The organism is Microcoleus sp. CAWBG640, assembly GCF_020883015.1.
Taxonomy (GTDB): domain Bacteria; phylum Cyanobacteriota; class Cyanobacteriia; order Cyanobacteriales; family Microcoleaceae; genus Microcoleus; species Microcoleus anatoxicus.
Genome location: NZ_JAHRFC010000071.1, coordinates 1 through 23,763, shown reverse-complemented (window position 1 = coordinate 23,763; position 23,763 = coordinate 1). Strand labels below are relative to the sequence as shown.

25 protein-coding genes, 1 tRNA gene and 1 pseudogene are annotated in these 23,763 nt (G+C 44.9%); 8 read left to right on the top strand and 19 right to left on the bottom strand.

Annotated features, from left to right (window positions below; translation table 11 throughout):
• Together tilS and AAFP11_RS24300 are read right to left on the bottom strand one after the other, a co-directional pair.
• The coding region (tilS, locus tag AAFP11_RS24305) for a tRNA lysidine(34) synthetase TilS (RefSeq protein WP_341739345.1) at positions 1 to 802 on the bottom strand (802 nt) is incomplete at its 3' end.
• A gap of 262 nt (positions 803 to 1,064) precedes the next feature.
• The gene (locus AAFP11_RS24300; RefSeq protein WP_341739344.1) at positions 1,065 to 1,940 is read right to left on the bottom strand and encodes an SDR family oxidoreductase; all 876 of its coding nucleotides are present in this window, start codon (positions 1,938 to 1,940) and stop codon (positions 1,065 to 1,067) included.
• A 168-nt stretch (positions 1,941 to 2,108) separates the two neighbouring features.
• On the opposite strand from AAFP11_RS24300, the gene AAFP11_RS24295 reads away from it, so the two are divergent.
• On the top strand, positions 2,109 to 2,669 hold the full coding sequence (locus tag AAFP11_RS24295) for a Uma2 family endonuclease (RefSeq protein ID WP_341739343.1): 561 nt from the start codon (positions 2,109 to 2,111) through the stop codon (positions 2,667 to 2,669).
• Between the two features lie 237 nt (positions 2,670 to 2,906).
• Here AAFP11_RS24295 and AAFP11_RS24290 read toward each other — a convergent pair whose 3' ends face one another.
• The 6 genes from AAFP11_RS24290 to AAFP11_RS24265 all read right to left on the bottom strand — a co-directional run bounded on the left by AAFP11_RS24290 (position 2,907) and on the right by AAFP11_RS24265 (position 7,974).
• Entirely contained in the window at positions 2,907 to 3,044 is a 138-nt protein-coding gene (locus tag AAFP11_RS24290; RefSeq protein ID WP_341739342.1) for a hypothetical protein, read from the bottom strand.
• The gene (locus AAFP11_RS24285; RefSeq protein WP_341739341.1) at positions 3,023 to 3,625 is read right to left on the bottom strand and encodes a hypothetical protein; all 603 of its coding nucleotides are present in this window, start codon (positions 3,623 to 3,625) and stop codon (positions 3,023 to 3,025) included. Before AAFP11_RS24285 ends, AAFP11_RS24290 begins: the two co-directional genes overlap by 22 nt.
• 172 nt (positions 3,626 to 3,797) lie before the next feature.
• A complete protein-coding gene (locus AAFP11_RS24280) occupies positions 3,798 to 4,517 on the bottom strand; it encodes a DUF2786 domain-containing protein (RefSeq protein WP_341739340.1) in 720 nt (239 codons plus the stop codon).
• A 169-nt stretch (positions 4,518 to 4,686) separates the two neighbouring features.
• Entirely contained in the window at positions 4,687 to 5,901 is a 1,215-nt protein-coding gene (locus AAFP11_RS24275) for a DUF790 family protein (protein ID WP_341739339.1), read from the bottom strand.
• A gap of 15 nt (positions 5,902 to 5,916) precedes the next feature.
• A complete protein-coding gene (locus AAFP11_RS24270; RefSeq protein WP_341739338.1) occupies positions 5,917 to 6,378 on the bottom strand; it encodes a hypothetical protein in 462 nt (153 codons plus the stop codon).
• A gap of 54 nt (positions 6,379 to 6,432) precedes the next feature.
• Positions 6,433 to 7,974, bottom strand: coding sequence for a DEAD/DEAH box helicase family protein (locus AAFP11_RS24265; protein ID WP_341739337.1), 1,542 nt, complete (start codon positions 7,972 to 7,974; stop codon positions 6,433 to 6,435).
• 105 nt (positions 7,975 to 8,079) lie between these two features.
• Between AAFP11_RS24265 and AAFP11_RS24260 the strand changes: the two genes are divergently transcribed.
• Both AAFP11_RS24260 and ald read left to right on the top strand, forming a co-directional pair.
• Entirely contained in the window at positions 8,080 to 8,934 is an 855-nt protein-coding gene (locus tag AAFP11_RS24260; RefSeq protein WP_341739336.1) for a class I SAM-dependent methyltransferase, read from the top strand.
• Positions 8,935 to 9,078: 144 nt separating this feature from the next.
• Positions 9,079 to 10,164 carry an alanine dehydrogenase gene (gene ald / locus AAFP11_RS24255; RefSeq protein WP_341739335.1) on the top strand — a complete coding sequence of 362 codons (1,086 nt, stop codon included), beginning with the start codon at positions 9,079 to 9,081 and terminating at the stop codon, positions 10,162 to 10,164.
• 103 nt (positions 10,165 to 10,267) lie between these two features.
• Here ald and AAFP11_RS24250 read toward each other — a convergent pair.
• Positions 10,268 to 10,341: transfer RNA gene (locus AAFP11_RS24250), tRNA-Pro, on the bottom strand.
• Between the two features lie 91 nt (positions 10,342 to 10,432).
• Between AAFP11_RS24250 and lipA the strand changes: the two are divergent.
• From lipA to AAFP11_RS24235, 3 genes and pseudogenes are all read left to right on the top strand, one after another.
• Positions 10,433 to 11,308 (top strand): annotated as a pseudogene (lipA, locus tag AAFP11_RS24245) (lipoyl synthase); the annotation flags it as partial.
• A 420-nt stretch (positions 11,309 to 11,728) separates the two neighbouring features.
• Positions 11,729 to 12,994 (top strand): RNA polymerase sigma factor SigC, encoded by a 1,266-nt coding sequence (gene sigC / locus AAFP11_RS24240; RefSeq protein ID WP_340523181.1) that lies wholly within the window; start codon positions 11,729 to 11,731, stop codon positions 12,992 to 12,994.
• A gap of 159 nt (positions 12,995 to 13,153) precedes the next feature.
• Positions 13,154 to 13,678 carry a transcriptional repressor gene (locus AAFP11_RS24235; protein ID WP_341739334.1) on the top strand — a complete coding sequence of 175 codons (525 nt, stop codon included), beginning with the start codon at positions 13,154 to 13,156 and terminating at the stop codon, positions 13,676 to 13,678.
• 69 nt (positions 13,679 to 13,747) lie between these two features.
• Here the strand turns inward: AAFP11_RS24235 and AAFP11_RS24230 are convergent, their stop codons facing one another.
• The 9 genes from AAFP11_RS24230 to rpmH all read right to left on the bottom strand — a co-directional run bounded on the left by AAFP11_RS24230 (position 13,748) and on the right by rpmH (position 21,632).
• Positions 13,748 to 15,121 (bottom strand): peptidoglycan-binding protein, encoded by a 1,374-nt coding sequence (locus AAFP11_RS24230; protein ID WP_341739333.1) that lies wholly within the window; start codon positions 15,119 to 15,121, stop codon positions 13,748 to 13,750.
• A gap of 461 nt (positions 15,122 to 15,582) precedes the next feature.
• A complete protein-coding gene (locus AAFP11_RS24225) occupies positions 15,583 to 16,044 on the bottom strand; it encodes an SH3 domain-containing protein (protein ID WP_341739332.1) in 462 nt (153 codons plus the stop codon).
• Positions 16,045 to 16,170: 126 nt separating this feature from the next.
• Positions 16,171 to 17,679, bottom strand: coding sequence for an AAA family ATPase (locus tag AAFP11_RS24220; protein WP_341739331.1), 1,509 nt, complete (start codon positions 17,677 to 17,679; stop codon positions 16,171 to 16,173).
• 200 nt (positions 17,680 to 17,879) lie between these two features.
• Complete coding sequence (locus tag AAFP11_RS24215) at positions 17,880 to 18,395, bottom strand: YceD family protein (RefSeq protein ID WP_341739330.1); 516 nt, start codon at positions 18,393 to 18,395, stop codon at positions 17,880 to 17,882.
• Between the two features lie 187 nt (positions 18,396 to 18,582).
• Positions 18,583 to 19,056: a R3H domain-containing nucleic acid-binding protein gene (locus AAFP11_RS24210; RefSeq protein WP_341739346.1), complete on the bottom strand. Its 474-nt coding sequence runs from the start codon at positions 19,054 to 19,056 to the stop codon at positions 18,583 to 18,585.
• 8 nt (positions 19,057 to 19,064) lie between these two features.
• Complete coding sequence (gene yidC / locus AAFP11_RS24205; protein WP_341739329.1) at positions 19,065 to 20,213, bottom strand: membrane protein insertase YidC; 1,149 nt, start codon at positions 20,211 to 20,213, stop codon at positions 19,065 to 19,067.
• Positions 20,214 to 20,691: 478 nt separating this feature from the next.
• Positions 20,692 to 21,084, bottom strand: coding sequence for a PH domain-containing protein (locus tag AAFP11_RS24200; protein ID WP_341739328.1), 393 nt, complete (start codon positions 21,082 to 21,084; stop codon positions 20,692 to 20,694).
• A complete protein-coding gene (gene rnpA / locus AAFP11_RS24195) occupies positions 21,056 to 21,460 on the bottom strand; it encodes a ribonuclease P protein component (RefSeq protein ID WP_096830819.1) in 405 nt (134 codons plus the stop codon). The genes AAFP11_RS24200 and rnpA overlap by 29 nt, the downstream gene beginning before the upstream one ends.
• A 34-nt stretch (positions 21,461 to 21,494) precedes the next feature.
• On the bottom strand, positions 21,495 to 21,632 hold the full coding sequence (rpmH, locus tag AAFP11_RS24190; RefSeq protein ID WP_006632320.1) for a 50S ribosomal protein L34: 138 nt from the start codon (positions 21,630 to 21,632) through the stop codon (positions 21,495 to 21,497).
• Positions 21,633 to 21,861: 229 nt separating this feature from the next.
• On the opposite strand from rpmH, the gene AAFP11_RS24185 reads away from it, so the two are divergent.
• Together AAFP11_RS24185 and AAFP11_RS24180 are read left to right on the top strand one after the other, a co-directional pair.
• Positions 21,862 to 22,269, top strand: coding sequence for a type II toxin-antitoxin system HicB family antitoxin (locus tag AAFP11_RS24185; protein WP_341739327.1), 408 nt, complete (start codon positions 21,862 to 21,864; stop codon positions 22,267 to 22,269).
• Positions 22,266 to 22,691 carry a type II toxin-antitoxin system VapC family toxin gene (locus tag AAFP11_RS24180; protein ID WP_341739326.1) on the top strand — a complete coding sequence of 142 codons (426 nt, stop codon included), beginning with the start codon at positions 22,266 to 22,268 and terminating at the stop codon, positions 22,689 to 22,691. Before AAFP11_RS24185 ends, AAFP11_RS24180 begins: the two co-directional genes overlap by 4 nt.
• Before the next feature lie 318 nt (positions 22,692 to 23,009).
• Here AAFP11_RS24180 and AAFP11_RS24175 read toward each other — a convergent pair whose 3' ends face one another.
• Positions 23,010 to 23,654, bottom strand: a complete 645-nt coding sequence (locus AAFP11_RS24175; RefSeq protein WP_341739325.1) for a calcium-binding protein — start codon at positions 23,652 to 23,654, stop codon at positions 23,010 to 23,012.
• Between the last annotated feature and the right edge of the window lie 109 nt (positions 23,655 to 23,763).

Here is a 23,763-nt window from a genome sequence, read left to right as displayed (position 1 = left end):
CTTCGAGATATTCGACATCAGCGCGGAGGATTTCGGCTGTTTGAGCGAGGGCTTGTTGGGTTTGGGGGTTAAAATGAGTTTCTAAATAAGGTAATAATTCCGATCGAATCCGGTTGCGGGCGTATTGCAAATCCTGGTTTGTGGAATCTTCCCAAACTGGTAGTTTTTGCTGTTGACAAAATTCGCCTGTTTGCGATCGACTTATTTCGAGCAAGGGACGAACTAAGTAGATTTGAGAGTTGAGATTGGGGATTTTCGATTCGGGATTTTCATTTACCTTCTCTAATCTACAATCTGAAATCGGCAATGGAAAATCGACAAGGGGGCGAACCCATGTGAGGGCTGAAAGTCCATCGGCACCGCTACCGCGAATTAGGTTGTAGAGGAGGGTTTCGGCGCGATCGCTCGCTGTGTGGCCTGTAATAATGTAGGGGTAGTTATTGGCGATCGCAATTTCGGTTAAACTTTGATATCGCCAGTTGCGGGCTGCTGCTTCAGTTTTCGGAATGCGATCGGCGGTTTTTTGATAATATGATATTCCCCAATGTTTAGCTAAATTTTCTACATGATTTGCATTAGCCTCCGAATCCACACGCCAGCGGTGATCGCAGTGAACAATTGCTAATTGCCAGCCCCATTTTGGCTGCAAATCTAGCAGTAATTTCATGGCACACAAAGAATCTTGCCCGCCGGATACTGCTACTAATAATCGCTGATTTGGGGGCAATATTTTGCGGTGTAGCAAGGTCCGGTGCAGTTGAGCGTGGAGTTGTGTCCATTGGGAAGATAGGTCATTGGGCATAGATTATAACTTAAGAAACCGGGTTTTTTGATAAAATACTTCGTTCTAGCCAGGAGATTTCATCAAAAACCCGGTGTTCTCCTTCAGAATAGGGGGTGCATCTCAATGAGTGCAAATATATTGGTAGGGGCGAAGCATCACCGCAGTAAATCTCTGGTTATAACTAATAAATTGTCTGCGGTTATGCTTCGCCTATGCAAAATCTGGATGCTCCCAGAATAGGTAAGTCTTGTAATTGTCACAGTCCCCTATAGGACTGATTTTACAGACTCAAGTTGCGCTTCAAAAAAGTTTCTAGGGATTCCATTTTGATGCCGTAAATTGCTTCTAAGTTATGCACTTCTTCCGGGGTACAGAAAAATTCATTACCTAGCAATACCCGTAAAGTACCCAAACCTTTTTGAGCTTGAGGGTTCAAAAAACCCAAGGCATTTCGCAATCCGTCAAACACCACCAGTGGCGGGTTAATGATTACAGGTTCGCGATCGAATAAGCGTCCAAAAATGCGCGCAATGTCATCTCTTGTCAGCACATCCGGGCCGCCGACGGGCAGAATTTGGTTGCGCGCCCCTTCCACAGTTGACGAGTCTACAGCAATACGAGCTAAGTCGTCGGTACTGACAACAGAGGTGCGGTTTTTGCCGTCGCCAATCAGCAGGTAAAGTCCGGTTTCTCGAAACCTTTCTGCTAAGGGTAACAAGCTGGAAGCAAAACCGGCGGGCCGCAGGATTGTATAATTCAATCCGCTGTTTTGCAGGTATTTTTCGACTTCTCGCTTGGCTTTAAATACTGCGGAATCTTCGTATCCGCGATCGACTCCCAGTACCGAAAGAAATACAAAATGCTCAACTCCGGCTTCTTTGGCGCAGTCGATCAATTCTATGTTAGCGCGGTAGTGTACGGCTTGAACGTCGCCACCAGTGCCGTGGGTGCTGATGACGCATTTCACTCCTTGGCAGGCTTTTTTAATATCCTTATCTTGTTTCAAGTCGCCGATGAAAATTTCTGCGCCTCGGTTTTCTAGTTCTGAGTAGCGGGATGCGAGGCGAACAAATGCGCGGACGGGTTTTTCTTGCTGTCTAATTTCTCGTACTATGCGGCGGCCGAGTGCGCCTGTTGCTCCGGTTACTAAGAACATAATGTTTGGTTGTTGGTTGTTCACATTTTGCACCGTATCCCATTATAGCGGTTTTTCAGGGAGTTGGTGGTGAAGGGAGATGAAAGTGCGATCGCTTTGGTATAATGACAAGTAAATAAATAGGGATACAATAAATATATCAATTAATTAGCGAGAGGGCTAGGAATCATGATAGGCATCGGAACCAAACTCACTTTAGCAGAATTTCTAGATTTGCCCGACGGAGATGTGTATTATGAATTAGTAGATGGTCTAGCAGTTCCTAAAATGTCTCCTAAATTTTTTCATTCAACTTTACAGTTTGCTTTGTGTCGCGTAATTCGTGCATGGTGTAAAGGACGGGGGCGAGTGTTGCCAGAATGGGCAATTTTGTTAAAACGTCAGGGTAAAGATTGGGCACCTGTTCCAGATTTAACCTACATTTCCTATGAACGTTTACCGAAAAGTTGGCGGCGAAATGAAGCTTGTCCGGCAATTCCTGAATTGGTGATTGATATTATATCGCCGGATCAAACGATGCAGGAATTTGAAGAGAAGGCGAAAGATTATTTGGCTGCGGGTGTTCTGCGAGTTTGGGTGGTTGATCCAGAGGCTATTTTAATTAGAAGTTTTTTCCCCGATGGTTCTAGTCAAGTTTATACAGATAATATGCAGATTGTGGATGAGTTGTTGCTCGGTTTGGAGTTGACGACTCGACTAATTTTTGAAGAAGCGGAGTTGATTGATTAAGTGCGATCGCTTCTAGTAAAATTTAACTGTAGCTTACAGACTCAACCTTTGCCGATTGTCCGCTCTCACTTGTCAAGTCCCCAAGCATTAAGTAATCAATATGACTGCTTTAGGAGTATGAAGCGTGGTATTCTCTAAAGTACCATCCACGTTCAGCCCAGTACCAGTGGACAAGAGGAACTTATGAGCGAGCTTTCTGCCGAACAACTGCTTTACTTGCTGTACGCAGTAGCCTACTCAAAACAGAGTAAGGCGACTATAAGATACAATGATTAGAGGATTTGGTAGTTCGTGGCGATCGGCAAACCATTGAATTTCTCCACGGGCTAACTTTTCTTTGTAATCAAAATCAGCTAAATTTCCCGTGCCATCCATACCAAAAAGCCCAAAATTTGATCGACAGGAGGCAGTGGATAATCAATCAAATCAATTGTTACTACTTGCCCTTCTAGTTTCAAAAATCGCCACTGAGTGCCATTGGTGACTGAACCGTAAATTATGGGAATCGGCTTTTTCTTAGCCTCATTAAATTTTTGTGCAGCCACCATCTCAGCAATACATTGTCCGAATCCTGTTCTGAGATCGGATTTTTTGGCCTCCACAATAATGACTGCCGGTGCTTCAATTTCTAGAATTTCTTCTGAACGGCTAAAAAGAAAATCGCACATTCCGTTCAATCCCATTGATTCATCTACTGTGAAGTCTTCTCCTGAAAATAAACTGACTCGTCGCTGCAAAATTCGTCTCGCTTCTAACAAGACAGGATAAATAATTCCTTCAGAACGAGCTTTTTCGCTTGCAGATGAGGCTAACGGTAGGCTTTCTTCCAAAAAAGCAATCAATGTTTGAGAAGGGGTAATTGGGTCAATATTAGGCAAAAAACGAACGGCTTCTACAGTGGTTAGATTAAATGCTTCTTTGACTTTACTGATTGTGGTGAAAGAACTATAGGGCATAGGGATTAACAGTATTAAGTTGAATTGGTAAGTGTATTTAAACTGAGATGTTACACCAATGTCAGCAACGGGCAAGATGCCCGTTCCACAAAGACTCTATTTTCTTGTGGAACAGGCATCTTGCCTGTTCATAAAAGGCTAGTTGAGAATTGTGCAATATCTGAGTTTAAACTCAAAGACTTTCATTGAGTTGTTTCATCTCACCTTGTGGTTTCACTTGCTTGTGCAAACTAATTTGATCGCCTACTTCATACCCAGTGTTAAAACCAGCCTCGCTGCTGATTTGAGAACCAGTTCTCGTTTTAACTTTACCACCTAAAGTCTCTAAATACTTTGCGATCGCCTGTTGATTCTTCTCAAACATCGATCGCACCACAATCGCCGGAGTCGCCACCACATCCCCCACACCCGGAATCCCCGACTCTTCCATTTGCTGCTTTTGTTCCAGCAATCTCTGTCTCAATCTCGTCGCGCAGCCCACCCGAAAAGCATTGAGGTACGCCAATCCTCTCCCACTTCCTTTGCGGTATTTCGCCCTTCGTTCGATCGCCTGACTCAAATACTCGTAAAGATGGGTACACACAATCAAATTAGTAGAAGTTCCCACCAAAAACATACTACCAGTATAACTATTTCGCATCGCATTACAACCGTTAGCTTCACCAATTCCCGAAAGCAAAATCATCTTCCAAGTCACATAGCGCGGTGTAGTTTCCACTCCACTTTCGCTAATTTCTTCCTGTTGATTCGGGCCTAAATCAGCGAGACTGAGATTGTATTGTGCTAGCAAAAGGGAAGCTTTTTCGGCCGCCGCAGTCGATTCATTTTCATTGGATGAAGTGGCGAGGGCTAGCAGCTTTTTGATTTTATCGACGATACTTGTGTCTGCCATTGTTCAATCAATTTTAGGGTGAGAGGAGGCGGTGGCAAGGATGCGGGGATGTTCTGATTTTAGTATAGCGTGGAATGTGCGATTTGTTTTGAGGATTTTTTTGAACCGCAGAGGGCGCAGAGGGCGCAGAGAAAGAAAGAAGTTCGCAAATTATGGGCGGATTAGCATATTATTCGAGGACTTCCAAGACTGATTTGGGTAGCAATTTATCTTTAAACCAGATGACTTTTGCTGGAACATCTTTTACCTTCACCCCAGCTTTTTCCAAATTCAGCCGTTCGGAAATAGCCAAAATCAAATTATCGCAATCTGACTTATGTACTTGTGCAAATTTCTTTTGCAAATACTCCGGCCGCCAATAACCAACTATTTCTAATAAAAACACTCTCCCGTCTGGATGCACCAACCTAAAATCGGGAATCATCACACTACCTGGAATGGGAATTAAATCAACTTCTCGTTCCAGTTGCCACTCGGTTTTTGTGGAACTCCATCTTTCAGCAAATGCTGCTTCTAACATACTATCATAGGGTTTTCCTGGGGGATAGTGGCTGACTAAGCCACACTCGGAATTTAGGGTGAATTTACCTGTTTTTAATACGCCGGTAAAAGGGTCTTTTGTTTGCAGTGTTGAGTGCATACTCCATTTGGTGACGTGTAGCAGGGCGGGGAGCATTTTTGCTAGGGCTAAGCCGTAGCGGGTGCTGGGTTTGAATAAGCTTGTCGGCCCGTCGATGGTGAGGGTGAAACCGTGGTCTGCATCGCCTTCTATGTAGGTCATTAACTGAAATAGTTTCAGATAGCGAAATAGGAGTTTGTATTCTCCTGGATCGTTGCGGTGAGCGGTTAATTGGACTTGACTTGCACGATAAAATATGCCTTGGACTTGAGAAAGGTTGTACCGATGTAAGAGTGCTTCTGGTGTGGGTGTATCGAATTGGGTAAGGATTTTATTTTCGTTTAAATCTGCGTATAAACCTGTAGTTATTTCATTGGTTAAAACTTCTCTATTTAATTCTTGACCTAGTTCAAGTGCTAATGTTTCGAGGGTTAATTGGGTGGAATTGTTGCTGGGTACGGATTGCGCTGCTAGGGCAAATACGCGCTGTCTCAATGCAATTGGTTCTAGGGGGCTGATGACTTCAAAGGTGCTGAAACCGCCTTTCAGCAGGTGGGCTAGTCCGCGTTTGAGCCGGTAGTCGGGGCTGTCGCCTTCTAGTTCTTGCAACCGTTTGTCTAGTTCGCCTTGGGTTTTGCCGATCGACTCTTGGAAGCAGTCGATCATTTCCGTAGCTGCTTCTATGTTTTTAGCATCTATCTTGAGGCGTAGGGGGACGATCGATTCGCCGTTTTGGCGGTGACTTAGTAACTCAGTGGGTAGCATAAGCAGTGAAAAGTTTTACTCTATTCTTCGTTCAACAATCACCATAACTCCCCTGAGTTTCCCCTCTGCGGTCAAGCTTTGGGTAGTCCGAATTCGCTCACCCGAATTAATCAAATTGATTGTTTCAACCGCCCTCAGAAAGCCAGTTGCTTTGTCCCATACTTGAAAAATTATCAAATTATCTCCAACTTCTGTCGCTAGTGTTTTGTAGTTGGAAAAAACAGAGTCGTGACCTTCAATTTCCACTTGCCCTTCACCGACAACATGACCCACAAAATTTTGGGTTTCACTCTTGCCATTGGCATAAGTTTGAACGTTAGTTTGCCTCCACTGGTTGTCAACTATTTTCTGGGTTAACACTGCTGTAAATTTCTGCTTTTCCTTGCAGTCGGCATCGAGTATTGTCCAGTCTCCCTCCCAAACTCCTGTATGTTTGGGGAAAACTTTAAAGTTAGTTATTTGTGGGATATCGCTCATTGTTAGGTACTCTGAATTAGTTGTTTCTGAGATTATACATTAAATTGGCCATATTCAATCTTCATTTTCTCCATCATTATTTTCTCCCCATTTTTGAGGCGACTCGGCCGCGCGCTTGGTTGTCTGGCGATTGACTCCGTAAATAGGTGTTGGCTGGAATATTTCTAGTTGCTGAGGTTCGGATTGTGGTGGTTCTATTATGGTTGGTAGTTTCGGTTTCTCAAATTGCATTCCACCTCGACGCCGCTGGGATGTTCTTTCTTCGCTGGTGTTCTCGGTGACGACTTCGTAGAGAATTGCTAGTTTATTTACATCGCTGCTTTTCCGCAAAACTCGACCTAGACGTTGGATGTATTCCCGTTCGCTACCAGTGCCTGATAATATAATAGCAATTCTGGCATCGGGAACGTCCACTCCTTCGTTGAGGACGTGGGAGGCTACCAGGGTTTTGTATTCGCCGCTGCGAAATTTTTGCAGGATTTCATGGCGTTCTTTAACCGGGGTTTGGTGGGTGATTGTGGGAATCAGAAATTCTTGGGAGATTCGGTAAACTGTGGCATTGTCGGCCGTGAAAATTAGGGTGCGCTGCGGGTAATGTTTTTCTAGTAATTCGCCTAATATTCGTAGTTTGCCTTCGGTACAAAGGGCGATGGCTTTGGCTTGGTTGTGGGCTAGCATGGCTTGGCGTCCGATCGCCGATCGCGCGCTGGCCATGATAAACTTTTTCCATCCTTCGAGAGTGGATATTTTAATGTTAGACTGTTTTAAGAAGTCGTTGCGAGTGTTGATTAATTCGCGGTAGCGATCGCCTTCTTCTTTTGACAGTTTTACCATGAGTTGGACTATCTTGTGTTCGGCTAAAGCATCGCCAGCCAAGTCTTCAGGTCTTCTGCTAAAAACTGTCGGACCAATCAGGAAATGTAAATCGCTATGGCGGCCGTCGGTGCGATCGGGTGTGGCTGTTAGTCCCAGTCGAAAAGGCGCGATCGCATATTCGGAAATTACTCGAAAAAAGTCCGTGGGTAAGTGATGACATTCATCAAAAACTAGCAAGCCGTATTTGTTGCCCAAGGTTTCTGCATGAATACTGGCGCTATCATAAGTTGCTACTAAAATCGGCGTTTTGTCCCGCGAACCTCCGCCCAACAATCCAATTTCGATTTTGGGAAAAGCTGCTTTTAAATTAGCATACCACTGGTGCATTAAATCCAAAGTTGGCACTACAATTAATGTACTGCGACCAGTGACTTGCATGGCTAATTGTGCCAGGTAAGTTTTCCCGGAAGCCGTGGGAAGCACCACAACTCCTTGACTACCGGCTTGCAGCCATGCAGCCAGGGCTTGTTCTTGATGTGGATAAGGCTGCATTTCCACGCTGGGTACGAGTTCGAGTTGTTCGTAGGCGCGGGCAAGGTCGGTGAAGTTGACACAATCGGCCTGGAGGCATTCTACCAGGGGACGGTAGTGAATCGCCCGAATGCGGAATTTTTCGACGCGATCGTCCCATGTGGCAAAGTCCACCCAGTCTCTGCCTGTTGGTGGTGGATGTAGCAGAAGAGTTCCGCGATCGAATGTTAAGCTAGGTATGCGTGGCATTTTTTTTGAGACGTGGTGAATCGCTCCTGTGCGACCATCGAGGACTTAAGTCCTGATTACGAACAGTTTTGTCTAGATTTTTAGTTCACTTACCTTCAGAATACTATGTTTGATTTTATCAAATACAAAAAAAAATTTGTAGAAGCGACTAAGGGCTGGGATAATGAAAAATGGAGCAATTTAGATATCAATCCCTTCCTAATTTCTTCCCCGATTCTGCAAAATCGCCATGTCAAGAATTGCCGTTTAGTTGAAAGTCGGGCAAAACTGTTAGAATACCTGCCTAAAGATAGTGTGGTTGCTGAGGTAGGAACTCAATATGGAAACTTTGCCGAAAAAATATTTTATATTACTAAACCCAAAAAGCTGCATATCATAGATAATAATTTGCAATTATTTAAAACCGAGCTAACTCAGAAACAAAAAATCCTGTTGCAAGAGGGAATAAAAGATGGGAAAATAGAGCTTCACGAAGGCGATTCATCGACAATTTTAAGTAAGTTTCCCGATGAGTATTTTGACTGGATCTATATTGATGCTGACCACGCTTATGAAGGTGTATGCAAAGATATCGATCGAGGATATAAAAAAGTAAAATCCGACGGGATGATGGTTTTTAACGATTATACAAATTGGTCTATATGCGAAATTATGCCTTATGGTGTTGCCAGAGCGGTCAATGAATTTTGTTTAGCTAATAACTGGGAAATCGTATTTTTGGCACTACAGTCTCTCGGCTATCACGATATTGCAATCAAGAAAAACAGCGACGACAAGGAAGTGCGAATTCAGTTGCCAGATGAGGATTCAGACTGGGATAGTGCCCAAATTCAAATCCAACAGCTTCAGTTAGAGTTAGAGAAAGCTAAAAACAGGATTTATTTGATGGAAAATGACAATTTTGGGAAATTGCGATCGCACTGGCTGAAAATCAAACAATTGTTCGCCCCCACAGTATGATTTCCAAACCTAGTATCTCCAAATCCCCTACTTCGCCAGATTTGTGGGGGGTCTCAATTGCTGACATGGGGCATGATATGATGCCGATGGGATAATTTATAAGCTAGATTCGATCGAAGTATGGCTAAAATTTGAGGTTTATAGATGGAAATAGGTGTCCCCAAGGAAATCAAGGATTTAGAGTTTCGAGTTGGCCTGAGCCCCACAAGTGTCCGGGCTTGTTCAGACAAAGGCCACACAGTTTTTGTGGAAACTAATGCAGGCGCTGGGGCTGGTTTCGCCGACGAAGACTACATTCAAGCAGGGGCTAAGATTGTCTCAAAGCCGGAGGATGTCTGGAATCGGGAACTAATTGTTAAAGTTAAGGAACCCTTACCTGCTGAGTACCCGCTGATCCAAAAAGAGCAGTTGCTATTTACATACTTGCATTTAGCGGCCGATCGCACGTTAACCGAACATTTAATGGAAAGTGGAGTCCAGGCGATCGCCTACGAAACTGTCGAACTCCCCGACAGGAAATTGCCACTGCTAACCCCCATGAGTATTATTGCAGGGCGTTTGGCCGTGCAGTTCGGGGCTCGGTTTTTGGAACGCCAGCAAGGAGGCCGGGGCGTACTTTTGGGAGGTGTACCAGGGGTAAGACCGGGCAAAGTTGTGATTTTGGGCGGCGGAATCGTGGGCACGGAAGCAGCGCGTATTGCTGTGGGAATGGGCGCTAGAGTGCAGATTTTGGATGTCAATGTCGATCGCCTAGCCTATTTAGAAACTCTGTTCGGTTCCAGAGTGGAATACCTCTACAGCAGTCCTTTGCAAATTGAAGCCGTTATCCCCGATGCTGATTTGTTAATCGGTGCGGTTTTGGTGTTGGGCAAAAAAGCTCCTATTCTAGTTTCTCGCGAATTTGTTGCCAAAATGCACCCCGGTTCTGTGATAGTTGATGTCGCAGTTGACCAAGGCGGTTGCGTAGAAACTTTGCGGGTAACTTCTCACACCAATCCTACCTATATTGAGGAAGGAGTCGTGCATTATGGTGTACCAAATATGCCTGGTGCAGTGCCTTGGACTGCGACTCAAGCTTTGAATAACAGCACTTTGCCTTATGTTTTGCAGTTGGCAAATTTCGGGATTAAAGCTTTGGAAACCAATCCTAGTTTAGCCAAGGGATTGAACGTGCAGCATCACCGATTGGTGCATCCTGCTGTCCGCGAAGTTTTCCCAGATTTAGTATGACGATGAATACCGGATTTGATATCACTTGTGGCTTGGTCGGAAGTGATATCAAATCCGCTTTTTCCCAAAGCTTTTTCCTAAAGAAATAAAGGATTAAGTTAAATCGGGATGACAGGATTTGAACCTGCGCCCCCCTCGTCCCGAACGAGGTGCGCTACCAAGCTGCGCTACATCCCGAATCAAGTCAATGTTTGAACATTATATCATATTCAACTCGAAATTGAACAATATAGTATATAATAATTTGTAAAATACTAACCAGGCAAAGACAGACGTGACAGTAAAGCCACAGTGGTTGCGAGTCAAAGCCCCCCAGTGGGAGCGCGTCGGCAACGTTAAGGAAATTTTGCGGGATTTAGCCCTGAATACGGTTTGCGAAGAGGCTTCGTGTCCCAATATCGGCGAGTGCTTCAATGCAGGTACTGCCACATTTTTAATCATGGGGCCAGCCTGTACCCGCGCTTGTCCTTACTGTGACATTGACTTTGAGAAAAAGCCCCAACCTCTAGATCCGACGGAGCCGGAAAGATTGGCGCAAGCAGTAGAGCGCCTGAAATTAAACCATGTGGTGATTACCTCGGTGAATCGGGATGATTTGCCTGATGGCGGTGCATCCCAGTTTGTGCACTGCATTCAAGCAGTTCGTTCTGTGATGCCACAGACGACTATAGAAGTTTTGATTCCCGATTTGTGTGGCAATTGGCAAGCTTTGGCAATTATTCTGGGAGCTAAGCCGGAGGTACTCAACCATAATACTGAAACTGTCAAACGACTTTACCGGAAAGTGCGACCACAGGCCAAGTACGATCGCTCTCTGGAAATGTTGCAGCGCAGCCGGGAAATCGCACCAGAGGTTTACACAAAATCTGGGATTATGGTGGGACTTGGAGAAACAGACGAGGAAGTTCGTGAGGCTATGCAGGAGTTGCGCGCTGTGGGGTGCGATATTTTGACAATTGGACAGTACCTGCAACCTAGTCAAAAACACTTAAACGTGGAAAACTTTGTGACACCGGAACAGTTTGATGCTTGGAGAGAATTTGGTGAATCTTTGGGCTTCTTGCAGGTTGTGGCTTCTCCCTTAACTCGCAGTTCTTATCATGCCGAACAGGTGAGGGAACTGATGGAACTTTACCCTCGGTAGAAATGCTCGGTTGGGCGATCGCTGGCGTCTAAACCTGAGAGTTTATGAAGTTTTATGAAAAAAGCAACTAATTTTCAGAAGTGATCGGGAACCAGCCGATCGGTGATGAAGATTAACTTAACTTCTGACGAGAGTCACTTGTTTATAGCTAGAGATTATCTATACTAGCTACATAAACAAAGAAGTAGAACACACTTTCCTGGTCTCCAAACTGTTACATCAGAAAGTTCTTGGCATTTTCCAGAAAGTTACTAAAACAAGATGGTGAGTCAAAGTTCGATCGGACAACAGTATTCCAGTCAGGAAAATTAGTAAAGAAACAAAAAGCGGTGATGCTTCGTCCTAACAAAATGGGCATCATAAATATAAATAACCGCTAAGCGTAGCATCTTTTCACCCGGAGCCACTGAGAAAATCACTATGCCAGCCACCTCTTTTTACGCTGAAGCTGAATTCGACGAACAACTGCGAGTAAATCCCTTGCAAGATGATGTGTTGGATGAGGATGCTGAAGAAGCTGGAGACGAACTCATCGACCAAGAAACAGCAGAGACTGAAGATGCAGACTCAGCAGCAAAGTCTCAAAAAAATGCCAATCGCCGCACTACTGATTTAGTGCGGCTGTACCTCCAAGAAATAGGGCGGGTACGTCTGTTAGGTCGAGATGAGGAAGTCTCCGAAGCTCAAAAAGTTCAGCGCTATATCAAATTGCTAGAATTGCGGAACACCGCCGCTTCGCAGGAAGAAGGAAAGATTCAGGGCTTCGTGCATTTAATTGAGGTGCGCGATCGCTTGGCCGCACAGTTGGGACACAAACCTTCCTTGGAACGTTGGGCCACCACCGCCGGTGTCGATGATGTGTCCGAGCTCAAGCGGATTATGAGCGAAGGTAAGCGCCACTGGGCCGAGTTAGCAGAGATGACAGTAGAGACCTTGGAAAGGACTCAAACTGAAGGTGTCGAAGCTAAAGACCACATGATTAAGGCTAACCTGCGCCTAGTCGTTTCGGTGGCGAAAAAATATCAAAATCGTGGCTTAGAACTACTAGACTTGATACAAGAAGGTACTCTGGGACTGGAACGAGCTGTGGAAAAGTTCGATCCGACGCGGGGCTATCGATTTAGCACCTACGCCTACTGGTGGATTCGCCAGGGAATTACACGGGCGATCGCAACTCAAAGCCGTACCATCCGCCTCCCGGTTCACATTACCGAAAAGCTGAATAAAATTAAAAAAGCCCAGCGTAAAATTTCTCAAGAAAAAGGTCGGACAGCCACTATAGAAGATATCGCTGTGGAGTTGGATATGACTCCAATCCAAGTGCGGGAAGTTTTGCTGAGAGTACCCCGTTCTGTTTCGTTAGAAACTAAAGTTGGCAACGAGAAAGATACGGAGTTGGGCGACTTGCTCGAAACAGACTGCGTATCGCCTGAAGAAATGTTGATGCGAGAAGCTTTGCACCGGGACTTGCAGCAACTGTTGGCAGATTTGAGCAGTCGCGAACGAGATGTGATTCTGATGCGGTTCGGTTTGGGTGACGGACACCCCTACTCACTGGCAGAAATTGGTCGTGCTTTGGACTTATCCCGCGAGCGAGTCCGCCAAATCGAAGCTAAAGCTTTGCAAAAGCTGCGTCAGCCCAAGCGTCGCAACCGCGTGCGGGATTATTTAGAGTCTCTAGGTTAAAGTTGCCACATCCACAATCCTGTGATGTAAGAACCCGGACTTCTTCAAGAAGTCCGGGTTCTCCTGTCTTTAGAAATTATCAATAAGCTTTGATATTTGAAAAATATCCCGATCGTTGTGTATGATTGTCAATAGACAGACTTTCTTGAGAGGGTCACTATGGCACTTTACACAGCTTCTTCCTTCAAATCGGAACTCAATGACAAAGGCTGGCGGATGACTCCTCAACGGGAAACCATCTTGCACGTTTTTCAGAACCTCCCCAAAGGCAACCACCTGAGTGCGGAGGATTTGTATACTTTGTTGAAAAATCGCGGAGAAAACATTAGCTTATCCACTATTTACCGAACTTTAAAGTTAATGGCAAGGATGAGCTTGTTGCGGGAACTCGAACTAGCAGAAGGTCACAAACACTATGAAATAAACCAGCCTTATCCGCACCACCACCATCACTTAGTCTGCGTTCAGTGCAACCGCACGATCGAATTTAACAACGATTCGATCTTAAAAATTGGGATGAAGCAAGCTGAAAAGTCAGGGTTGCACCTCCTCGACTGCCAGCTCACCATTCATACTGTTTGTCACGAAGCTTTGAGAATGGGATGGCCCTCTTTGGTTTCGAGTAATTGGTCTTGTCCGAGGTCGATCGCCCAAAATGGCAACGCCCCGGAATCAAGTGAGTAAACATACACCTATATTCGGTTTTTAAGTACGAATTGTTACAATAATTAACAAATATTGGTGCTGCCTTGGCTAAAAAGTTTTGGTCAACAAATCGTCACTACTGACCCGGTAACTGCGCTGAGCTTGGTCGAGAGCGGCTTGAGTCGGAGCATCCAACACTCCACTAATGGGGCCATTGTAAAAGCTGAGGTCTCGCAGTCGTCTTTGTAACTGGTAAATGCTCGATCGAGAACTGATGCTAATTGGTACTGTAGAACCTCGATCGACCTGTGGTATGCTCACGCCCCTAGGGGGAACTGTCTGTGCAGTTTGGTTCTGACTTTGCTGTAAAGCTCCCTGAGTCTGTCTATCGACCTTTCCAGTCCCCGACAGGCGGTTAGCTGTCTGAAACCGAATCAGGGCGGCCTCAGTAGCTCGATCGAACAAACCATGAATCGGACCTGCATAGTAGCGCAATACTTGCAGTCGCTGCTGTAACTGCTCTACTTGTCGGCCCGTGTCACCGAACTGGAGAAAGTCCACCACAAAATTTGGCTGTTTACTTTCTCTCGGAAAAAAAGTAGCTTGAAACTCAGCCCTCCGGGTATCTATCGCAATCAAAGTAGCCGTGTCAGCACAGCCATCTGTTACCAGAAAATTATCTTGCTGAAAACGAGTAACAGCATAGAGAGTACGTTCCCGAAACTTGCCATCAACAGGGCCTTTAAAATAGCCCAAATCCTTTAACTGCCGCTGAATCAAGTCTACCGTCGCTCCTCTGTCTCCAAAGCGCAACCCTCTGCAACCCCCATTTCCAGAAATAACTTCGGGAGTCGGAGTCGTTGGCTGGGGCTGGGAGGGTCCTAAGAGCAAAGCTAAAGTTTGGCTGTCAGCCACACCAGTTACCGAGAGTCGGTTAATTTGTTGGAAACTTCTGACAGCTTCTTCAGTAATTCTGCCAAAAGTACCAGTTGGAGTTGTTGTAAAATAGCCCAACTGCTGCAATTCCCGCTGGAGAACTAAAACATCTTCACCCTTGTCTCCAAAGCGCAACTCCCGATAATTATTGGTATCCACAGTTCTATAAGCTTGAGTTTTCACCCCTAAACTATTGAGTGCTGATACTGTATCGCGATCGGGTCTTCCCGTCAGGGATAGTTGATAGTCTCGCTGAAAGCTAGTCAAAGCTTGTTGAGTGAGGGGGCCGAGTTGACCGGTGGAACTTCTGTTAAAATAGCCCAACTGTCGCAATCGGTCTTGAACTGCTCGCAAATTGGGGTTTCCTGGATTTATTTGAGCAAAAGCCGAACTAGCTGCACTCACCACCGAGAGTATTAAAGCCAAAGATAATAAACGGAAATAAGTATGGCTGGATAAGTGTTTCCACTTAATCCCCTCTAAAATTGGAGACTCTGTGGATGCTTCGTCAGCCAGAGCAAGTTCGAGATAAGCAAGATATTCCATAACTTTTGATTGTGAAATTGTAGCTGGGCTATGTGGGAAAACTACCAAAACTCTATTTTGGTCTGTGACTCAATCTATCGAGACTAAGTTTTACCTGTATACACCTAGCACCCCTGTTTATCAAAAAAAATTCCACTCAAAATATAGTTGCAGGTAACGACCAAGATAGCATCACTGTTTCTGTTGACGTGCTCGTCAGCAAAAAGTTGGCAAGCACATCTTAGCCTTTAGTCCCGAAGGATGATGTGTTTTTGGCGATGATTGCTTAATATTTTATCTGGTGGCTGCTAAAAATACCACTGATTTCAGAACCCCGACGTCTCTAAAAAGTCAGGGTTATCACGGGTCATGGACATTTGAGGTTGATTGAGAGCGACCTACTTAACTATTCCTTAAAAAATTGACAACGGACTGGGTTTTGCAAGTAACCTTAAAGTTTTGCTAGGTTTCTTAACATATTTTCATTGACCCTCAACTTTTTCAGTATTGCCACCCTTGACCCAACCTTCACGATTGCCATCCTCAACCCGAATTCGCTGCCACTCTTTATCAGGGGAATCTTCCAAAACCACCACTTTTTCGTTGTAACCGACACCACCAATGCGGTTGGCATCTCGGTTGGCACTATCCCGTAAAATCAAGCCAATCGGCTGAGTAACCAGAGCTCGGTAGGCTCCCGGTTCTAGCGGTTTTGGTGAGGGAGTATCGCTAGACTCTGAAACCGGACTAGCTTTCGCTGTTGACGTAGGCTTGGCGTTGGCAATCTGAACTACTTTTTTGTCGTTAGGAAAAACAGGTCTTTCAGGGATGGTGGTGAGTTTAGCGGCAAAATAAAGTGCAGCCGCCACACTAGCGCCTGCCATTAGCACGATGGCTAATAAAAAGCCAACTAAAAACTTGAAAAAACTATACAAACTGTTCATAAAGCCGCTATTTAAGCAAGAGAGATGGGGAAGTGGGACAGGGGCAGATGGGGGAGAGGGGGAGAGGGAGAGAGTTGCGAAAATTTTCCTGATTCCTGATTCCTGATTCCTGATTACTTCAAAAGTTTATCCTTGAATTCGGCGACTTAAACTGCCGTATCGAGAAGCAAGACGAGCTTTCCCCGCAGCAGCCCAATCTTGGAGAAACTGGATTTGTTCTTGGGCAGTTCTTGCCAAGGGTACCATTTGGCTAGCTGATTCTAAAATATCATCTGTGGTGAAATCTCGATTCTGGCTAAACCCAATGTGCATCGCCTCGATCAATGTTTGCTCGATTTCTGCCCCGGAAAAATCAGGAGTTTCGTAAGCCAAACGCTCTACATCGTAATTTTTGATGCTGTGCGATCGCAACCGCAACAAATGTACCTCAAAAATTGCCCGCCGTTCCTCCTGACTAGGCAAACCTACAAAAAATATTTCGTCAAACCTACCTTTTCTGAGCATTTCTGGTGGTAAAGACTGAATGTTGTTCGCCGTTGCTACTACAAATACGGGAGAAGTTTTTTCGGCTAGCCAGGTAATAAAAGTCCCAAACACTCGGCTAGTGGTTCCCGAATCTCCTTTACCATCCAATCCCCCAAATGCTTTGTCAATCTCGTCAATCCAGAGCACGCAAGGTGCTAAAGCTTCCGCTAGCTGAATCATTTGTCTGGTGCGAGATTCCGATTCGCCGACTAATCCGGCAAATAGGCGTCCGACATCCAAGCGGAGTAGGGGTAAATGCCAGTGATGGGCGATCGCCTTTGCAGTTAAAGATTTGCCGGTGCCTTGAATTCCCACTAACAACAAACCTCTGGGATGGGGTAAACCGTATTGACGGGCGCGATCGGAAAAAGCACCACCGCGCCGCAGCAACCATTCTTTGAGATTATCCAAACCGCCGATATCGGAGATGTTTTCGCGGGCTGGGTAAAAATCCAGAATTTGAGTTTGGCGGATAGTTTGGCGTTTTTCTTCTAAAATCAGTTCTGCGTCGTTGGAATGGAGTTCGCCTCTGGTGGCGATCGCCTTTGCCAGAACTCGTCGAATTCTTTCCATAGAAAGCCCTTGACAGGAGCGCACCATGTCATCCAGCAAACGCCCTTCTATGACCTGTCCAATCCCCCCTAACAGCTTTTCCACCTCAATTTTGATTTCCGCTGCCGCAGGTAGGGGAAACTCCAAAACTGTGATTACTTCGCTGAGGTCTTCCGGGATTGAAACAATGGGAGATACGATGACAATATTTTTGGGTTGAGATTTGAGGCGTCTGGCCAAATTCCGCAGTTGGCGGGAAATTGCTACATCTTCTAAAAACCGCTGAAAATCCCGCAAAATAAAGATTGCTGGCGCAGATGGGGGCAGTTTTTCCAGAAATTCCAAAGCTTGTAAGGGGTTGCGCTTGCCAAAACCCGCATCGTTGGGATTACCTTGGTAGCCATCTACAAAATCCCAGATGTATACAGCGCGAGCACCCTGTTTTTTGGCACTTTGAGCGATCGCCACTTCTACTCGTTCTTCTTCTCGTGTGGGAATGTAAATTAGGGGGTAGCGCGATCGTAACAGCAGTTCAAACTCATCACTAAAATTGGTCATTTGTTATTGGTTGTTTGTTATTTGTTATTTGTTATTTGTTGTCTGTTGTTTGTTATTTGTTATTGATTATTTGTTGTTTGTTATTTGTTTTAATGCTTAAATATCGCTCTTCTTTCTTAGTCCGCGCACCATCCGGACTTTGTTTATGTAGACGCGGTTTCAACCGCCGACTGCTGCTGCTCTTATGCTGCTGCTCTTATCTAAGGCAATTTTCGTTTCAGTGCCGCCAGAGATGCCCAACGACTATCAGATATAGTAGTTTCTGAACTTTCTGTATTGGCATCATCATTGACAACGATTCCCACGCATTTAGCATCACATATTTGTTTGTGGGGTTCTGCCAGACACAGTTGCTCGTACAGCCAAGCACTCGGAGAAAAAGAACCAGTTGGCGACAAAGTTTCCACCAAATCTTCAAACTCCACTTTCATTTCTATCGGATTTGTATCTGGGCGATCGGCATCTTTATCCAGCCAAATTAATTCCGATGATTTCAACACCAATCTGTGATTGTACTGTTTCAAACATCTATGACAAGTGAGAGTAACAATGGTTTCTGCTTTCGCCTTCACCTCCAGATAAGTTCCTTGGTGAGTCACTTGCAATCTTCCTCGCACAGGAGTTAGAGATGCTAAGTCGGGAATAAATTCATCAAACTCAATTACCTCTGTCTGCTCTGATTTTGAGAGTAGACGAGGGATATAAATTGTCTCCATAATCATCCTCAGCCTTCTGAACCTCAGCCTATTTTAGATTTTAGATTTTAGATTGAATATTGAAGAATTATAGAAAAGGACGGGGAGGGTAGGCACGCACCATCCACTACCCCTACAAAACGATGATTTGTCACCAGAATGAAACAGCCCTGCCCTTGGGGGGGTAACTTCTTCCTTCTTCTTACCCTCAGCGCAGACGCACTACTAAACGCCGATCGGGTTCTTGTCCTTGACTGTAAGTTTCTATATCCTCAGATTCACTCAAAAAGCTGTGTACTTGACGGCGTTCAGCCGAAGAGAGCGATTTGAGTTCAACTTCTACTCCAGTCATCCGGGCTTGCTGTGCTGCGTATTCTGCCATCGATCGCAGTTCCTCTTGGCGACGAATTCGATAGCCATTGAGTTCCACTGTATAAGCAATTGGATCTTCTGCTTCGTGAGCTATATTTACAACCGTGTTGCAGAGGTACTGAATAGCATCTAGTACATCACCGTTTGGTCCTACCAAAATTGCAATTTGTTCGGGAGTCAGATTGCTTTCATCTATGGTCATCCAATAGCAATCTGCTTGTTGTTCACATACCACTTTTGATGGAATGGCGGACAGTTTTAGAAATTCTTCTAACCATTGCTGTCCGCGCTGCATTTGAGAGTCTTTCATTGTTAACATCAAGCTTTTTTCTTGGGACGCTTAGGCTCAAAGGGAATCGCATCTAATCCCTGCTCTTTTTTGGTTTTCGCCTCTGCTTCATCCACTATTTTTTGCAGGTTTTCCGGCAGTGGTTCTCGCGACAAAATGAACGATTGAACTGTCTGGAAAATGTTAGCAATCAGCATATACATCAACACGCCGGCAGGCAGCGGGAAGAACAAAAACATCCCCGAAAATATCACAGGTGTGAGTTTGTTAACTGTAGCCTGTTGAGGGTTGTCGTTTGGTCCTTGGGCTTGTCCCGAAAGGGTTTGGTTGATATACAAGCTGATACCAAAGCCGAGGATCATGACCAAAATATCCCAGTGGATTGTACCATCAGGGTCGATCGCACCAACGCGGCCTAGAGCTTCGATAAACAGGAATCCTTTGTTAGTGGCCAATCCGGGGATTGTGCCTTGAACTGTCACATCACCGGGCGCTATGGCTACGATGTTGCCCTGTTCGTCTATCTTTGCCAGTTCTTCGCCTTTGGTGATTGTCCACCGGGGTACAAAGTCTGTTTCGCTCTTGTTTTCTGTCGCTACAGCGCTCAGAGGTTTACCCTCTGGGGTTTGAAATTCAATTTTGGTTTTGTCGCCGACTGCGAGTTTGTCGCCGCCTGGAATTACGCCAATAATGGGAGCGTGAAAAGTACCTGTCACGTAAATATTTTGCGGTGGTGTCGCAAAGGCTTGCGGTTGAACAACTTCCATTTGTTCTTTTGGCAAGACTTGGATGTTAACGCTGTAATTTATGTCAGAAAACGGCGAACCCCTGAGTGTGGCAAACAGCGCAAATAGCACTGGCATTTGGATCACTAATGGGAAACATCCTGCTAGAGGATTACCAAATTCTTTGTATACTTTGCTCATTTCCTCCTGCTGTTTAGCAGGATTGTCTTTATAGAGTTTTTGAATTTGATCTACTCGCTCTTTCATCAACGGCTGCGCTACTTTCATGCGCCGCATATTGCGAAGAGAGCCTGCATTGAGAGGATAAAGAGCAAAGCGAATCACGAGCGTCAGAGCTACGATCGCTAAACCATAGCTTGGCACGATCCCGTAGAAAAAATCCAGGATCGGCAGCATGAGGTTGCTGGAGAGAAATGAGATACCAAAATCCATTCGCTTTGAGTTAATTTAGCTAGACAGGTGGGAATCCCCACAGTATAATCTTTGATTTGCTGTGGGATGAAAGCCTCGCGACGCGCTAGAGCGATCCAGAATGCGATGTTGGGCGAGAGCCAACCAGCATTCTTAAAGGTGGCGACGAGACGAGCACTCTGAGTCATAATTCTGGTAAAATACTCCTATCAAAGATCAAAGAATCACAATCTGGGTCTTTGTCAAAAACCTTTCATGTGACAAGTGGGGCAGGTCGCGTTCCTCACTATAAAACGCCGTAGAGGGAAACAATTGGAGTACCTTGAAGGAAGATCTTGATATCCACAGGCGGGACTCAGATGCCCTAACCATACCCTAATGGTTGGTATGGGAGCGTCACGACATTGGCTATCGATCGATCGCCCGTTAGCGGTTTTTTGATAATGAATTTGCCAATACTCGAACTAACTTAACCTTTTTTTGAGAGAGGTTAAAGCTGTTATTTAGTTTGAGCTGCGTTGGTTTTTTGAGCTGCGGCGGGCAGTTTTTCGTTAATGTAATCATAGACCGATCGGAATTTCGGCATAGATCTGAGTTCCAGACGACTGCCACTTTTCAGAGTCAGCACCATGTCTCCATAGGTCCCAAAACCGCGTGGCACCGTCACAATTTTGACTATATCTGAGTAGATCACGTCAGTGCGATCGCCACCCATCCAACCGCTAGTGATGGACACGCGACGGCTGGTGATCCGATAGCGCAGCCATAGAGCTCGGACAATGGCTCCAACTGCGAGGGGAATACCCACTACAGTCAGGGCCAGGAGTAAGTTAATGATCAAGTCACCGGGCGCGGGGCCGCCTTCATAATATACTTCCTCTCGAATTCCCATCTAGTACCTCGGCTTCTACCAACAACTGCTCTAATTCTTGCAGAATTTCTGCATAATTGCACTCTTGTGCGATCGGACGCACGACAATTACTAAATCCCAGCCAAATTTTAATCGGGGCAATAGGTGTCGCAAAGCAGCACGAATCTGGCGCTTAATCCGGTTGCGGACTACAGCACGTTTGCTCACTTTCAGGCTGATAGAAATGCCTGTGCGAGTGGGCTGCAAGGATTTTTCGGCTGTCGGTTGGGCTAAGGTGACGCTTTTTGGTTTCCGCAGAGCTCTTAAGCTGAGATGAGCGGAATTACGGCGCATTCCTTTGCGGTAAACAGCGCTGAAGTCTTTTCGGTGCTTGAGTCGGTTTGTTTCGGGCAACATGGCTGCGATCGCGATCGGGTCACTGAACGCAGTGCTAGACTGCGAGACGGTGGCGACCTTTGCTGCGGCGGGCCTTGATTACCAATCGACCAGTTGCGGTACGCATTCTGGCGCGAAAACCGGAGGTTCTTTTTCTTTTACGGCTGGTTCCGTGCAGGGTTTGCTGTGTCATTTGAATTTCTCCCGGCTTATTACTTTACTTTTGATTAATATTCACAATCTCCAATTGTACCATAGAGTTGTTTTCTTGGCAATACTTTTAATGATTGTGATATAATGACGATTAAAGTTGTTAGTTTTACGGAACGGCGATAACAACTAAATTCGATCATGGTGCAACAATGTGACCAAATATAAAAACAATGTTTTAAAATGCCAAATATAACCAACCCCAACAAACTATGAATACCAGAGTATTAACCGCTACTCCAAATCCTTTAACTCAATTAACTTATCAAGTTCTGATTGAACAGCATGATGAAGAACTTTACAGCGCAATGGTTTGGGAATTGCCAGAGTGTAGAAGCTCAGGCTCTAGTAAAGAAGAAGCTTTAAGAATTTTGCACCGATTGTTGATCGAGCGTTTAAAAAGAGTCGAAATAGTCTCTTTGACAGTAGAGATTCCCAAAGCTGAAAATCATTTAATGAAGTGGGCCGGAGCCTTTAAAAATGATCCACACTTTGATGAGATGCTAGAAGATATTGCAGAATTGCGCCGCGACAGAGATGCAGAAATGGCAGAATATTGCGATCGACTCGACGAGGCAGAATCCATAAATCAAAGTGCAATGGAGGAAATAGCTAAGTGACTTTGTGGATATTTGATACAGACCATGCCACACTTTTTCAGCAGGGAAATCCACAAATAGTGCAGCGTGTCAGTGCAGTTAATTCAAAAGATATTGCCATTACAATCGTTACATTTGAAGAGCAAATGTATGGACGACTTAACCGTATCAGACGAGCTAAATCAGAGGATGAAATAGTATCAGCTTATGCAAGTCTGCGAAAAACCATTAACTATCTAACCGATTTTGAGTTGCTTGACTTCGATCAAGATGCTCAACATTATTATATGGAATTTTTGCAACAAAAAATCCGCGTTGGCACGCAAGATTTACGGATTGCCGCGATTGCACTTTCAAAGAGTGGTATTCTACTAACCCGGAATCGCCGAGATTTTGAAAGAATCCCTGGATTCAAGTTTGAAGACTGGTCATTGCAATCATAGTTCTGGACGCAATAATTCTAGGGATAGGTGTAACCATATATCGAAAAACCGGGTTTCTTAGCCTGTGAGTAATTACCAGAAACCCGGTTTCTTTCCCAGATATTTCGTATCCCAACCTAAATCATCTCAGAAACCGGGTTTCTTAGCTTGTGGGTAATTCCCAGAAACCCGGTTTCTTTTCCAGATATTTCGTATCCCTAAATCAGCCGAAAATTAGCAGATGTAATCGTATTAGCACTCACTCCAACCATAACAGCCAAAAAGGGAGGCGAAAGCCTCCCTGTGATGACTATTGGTATATAGCCTTTCTCAGCAATCTTACAAGAAAGAGCCACTATTAAGAGCCGTTGGATTCAGATTATAAACCACTCCCAAGTAATCATTCCCCGATTTAATCGCCGTTGATGCTACAGCATTTGCACCATCTAAGATGACATTAACCGACTCAAAAGTTAATTGACTGAAAGTGGCACCAATCAACTTGATTTTATCATCGGAAGAGAAGTCAGTAATCACATCAGCTTGAGAAGGGTTAGTAGCCGTATATTGTAATACAAAGGTATCCTTTCCTGCGCCACCGGTGAGCACATCGAAACCCTTATCGCCCCACAATTCATCATCCCCATTCCCACCAATCAAAACATCATTTTCCTTACCACCGCGTAAGGTATCATTACCATCGCCACCCGTGAGAGTATCATTCTCATTATTCCCACTCAAGAAGTCATTCCCATTACCACCAGACAATTGATCCGATTTTTTACCTCCAAACAAGTTATCGTTCCCATCACCGCCATCTATGGTATCAGCACCTTCGTTACCATAGATGGTGTCATTATCGGCACTTCCCGTCAAGTTATCATTACCTGATAACCCGAATATAGGTTTGCCAAAGGCTGATTGCGGAATACTGGTGTCATCATTATCAGTCAGTAGATATTGGTTATCTAAGTAGTCGGACATAAATAAACAACGCTGTGTAAAGAAAAATTAAATAGGTAAGAAGAAAGCACCTCCTCATAGATCAAAAACCAAACTATTCGGAATGGAAACGATATCTTTGTACTTCATA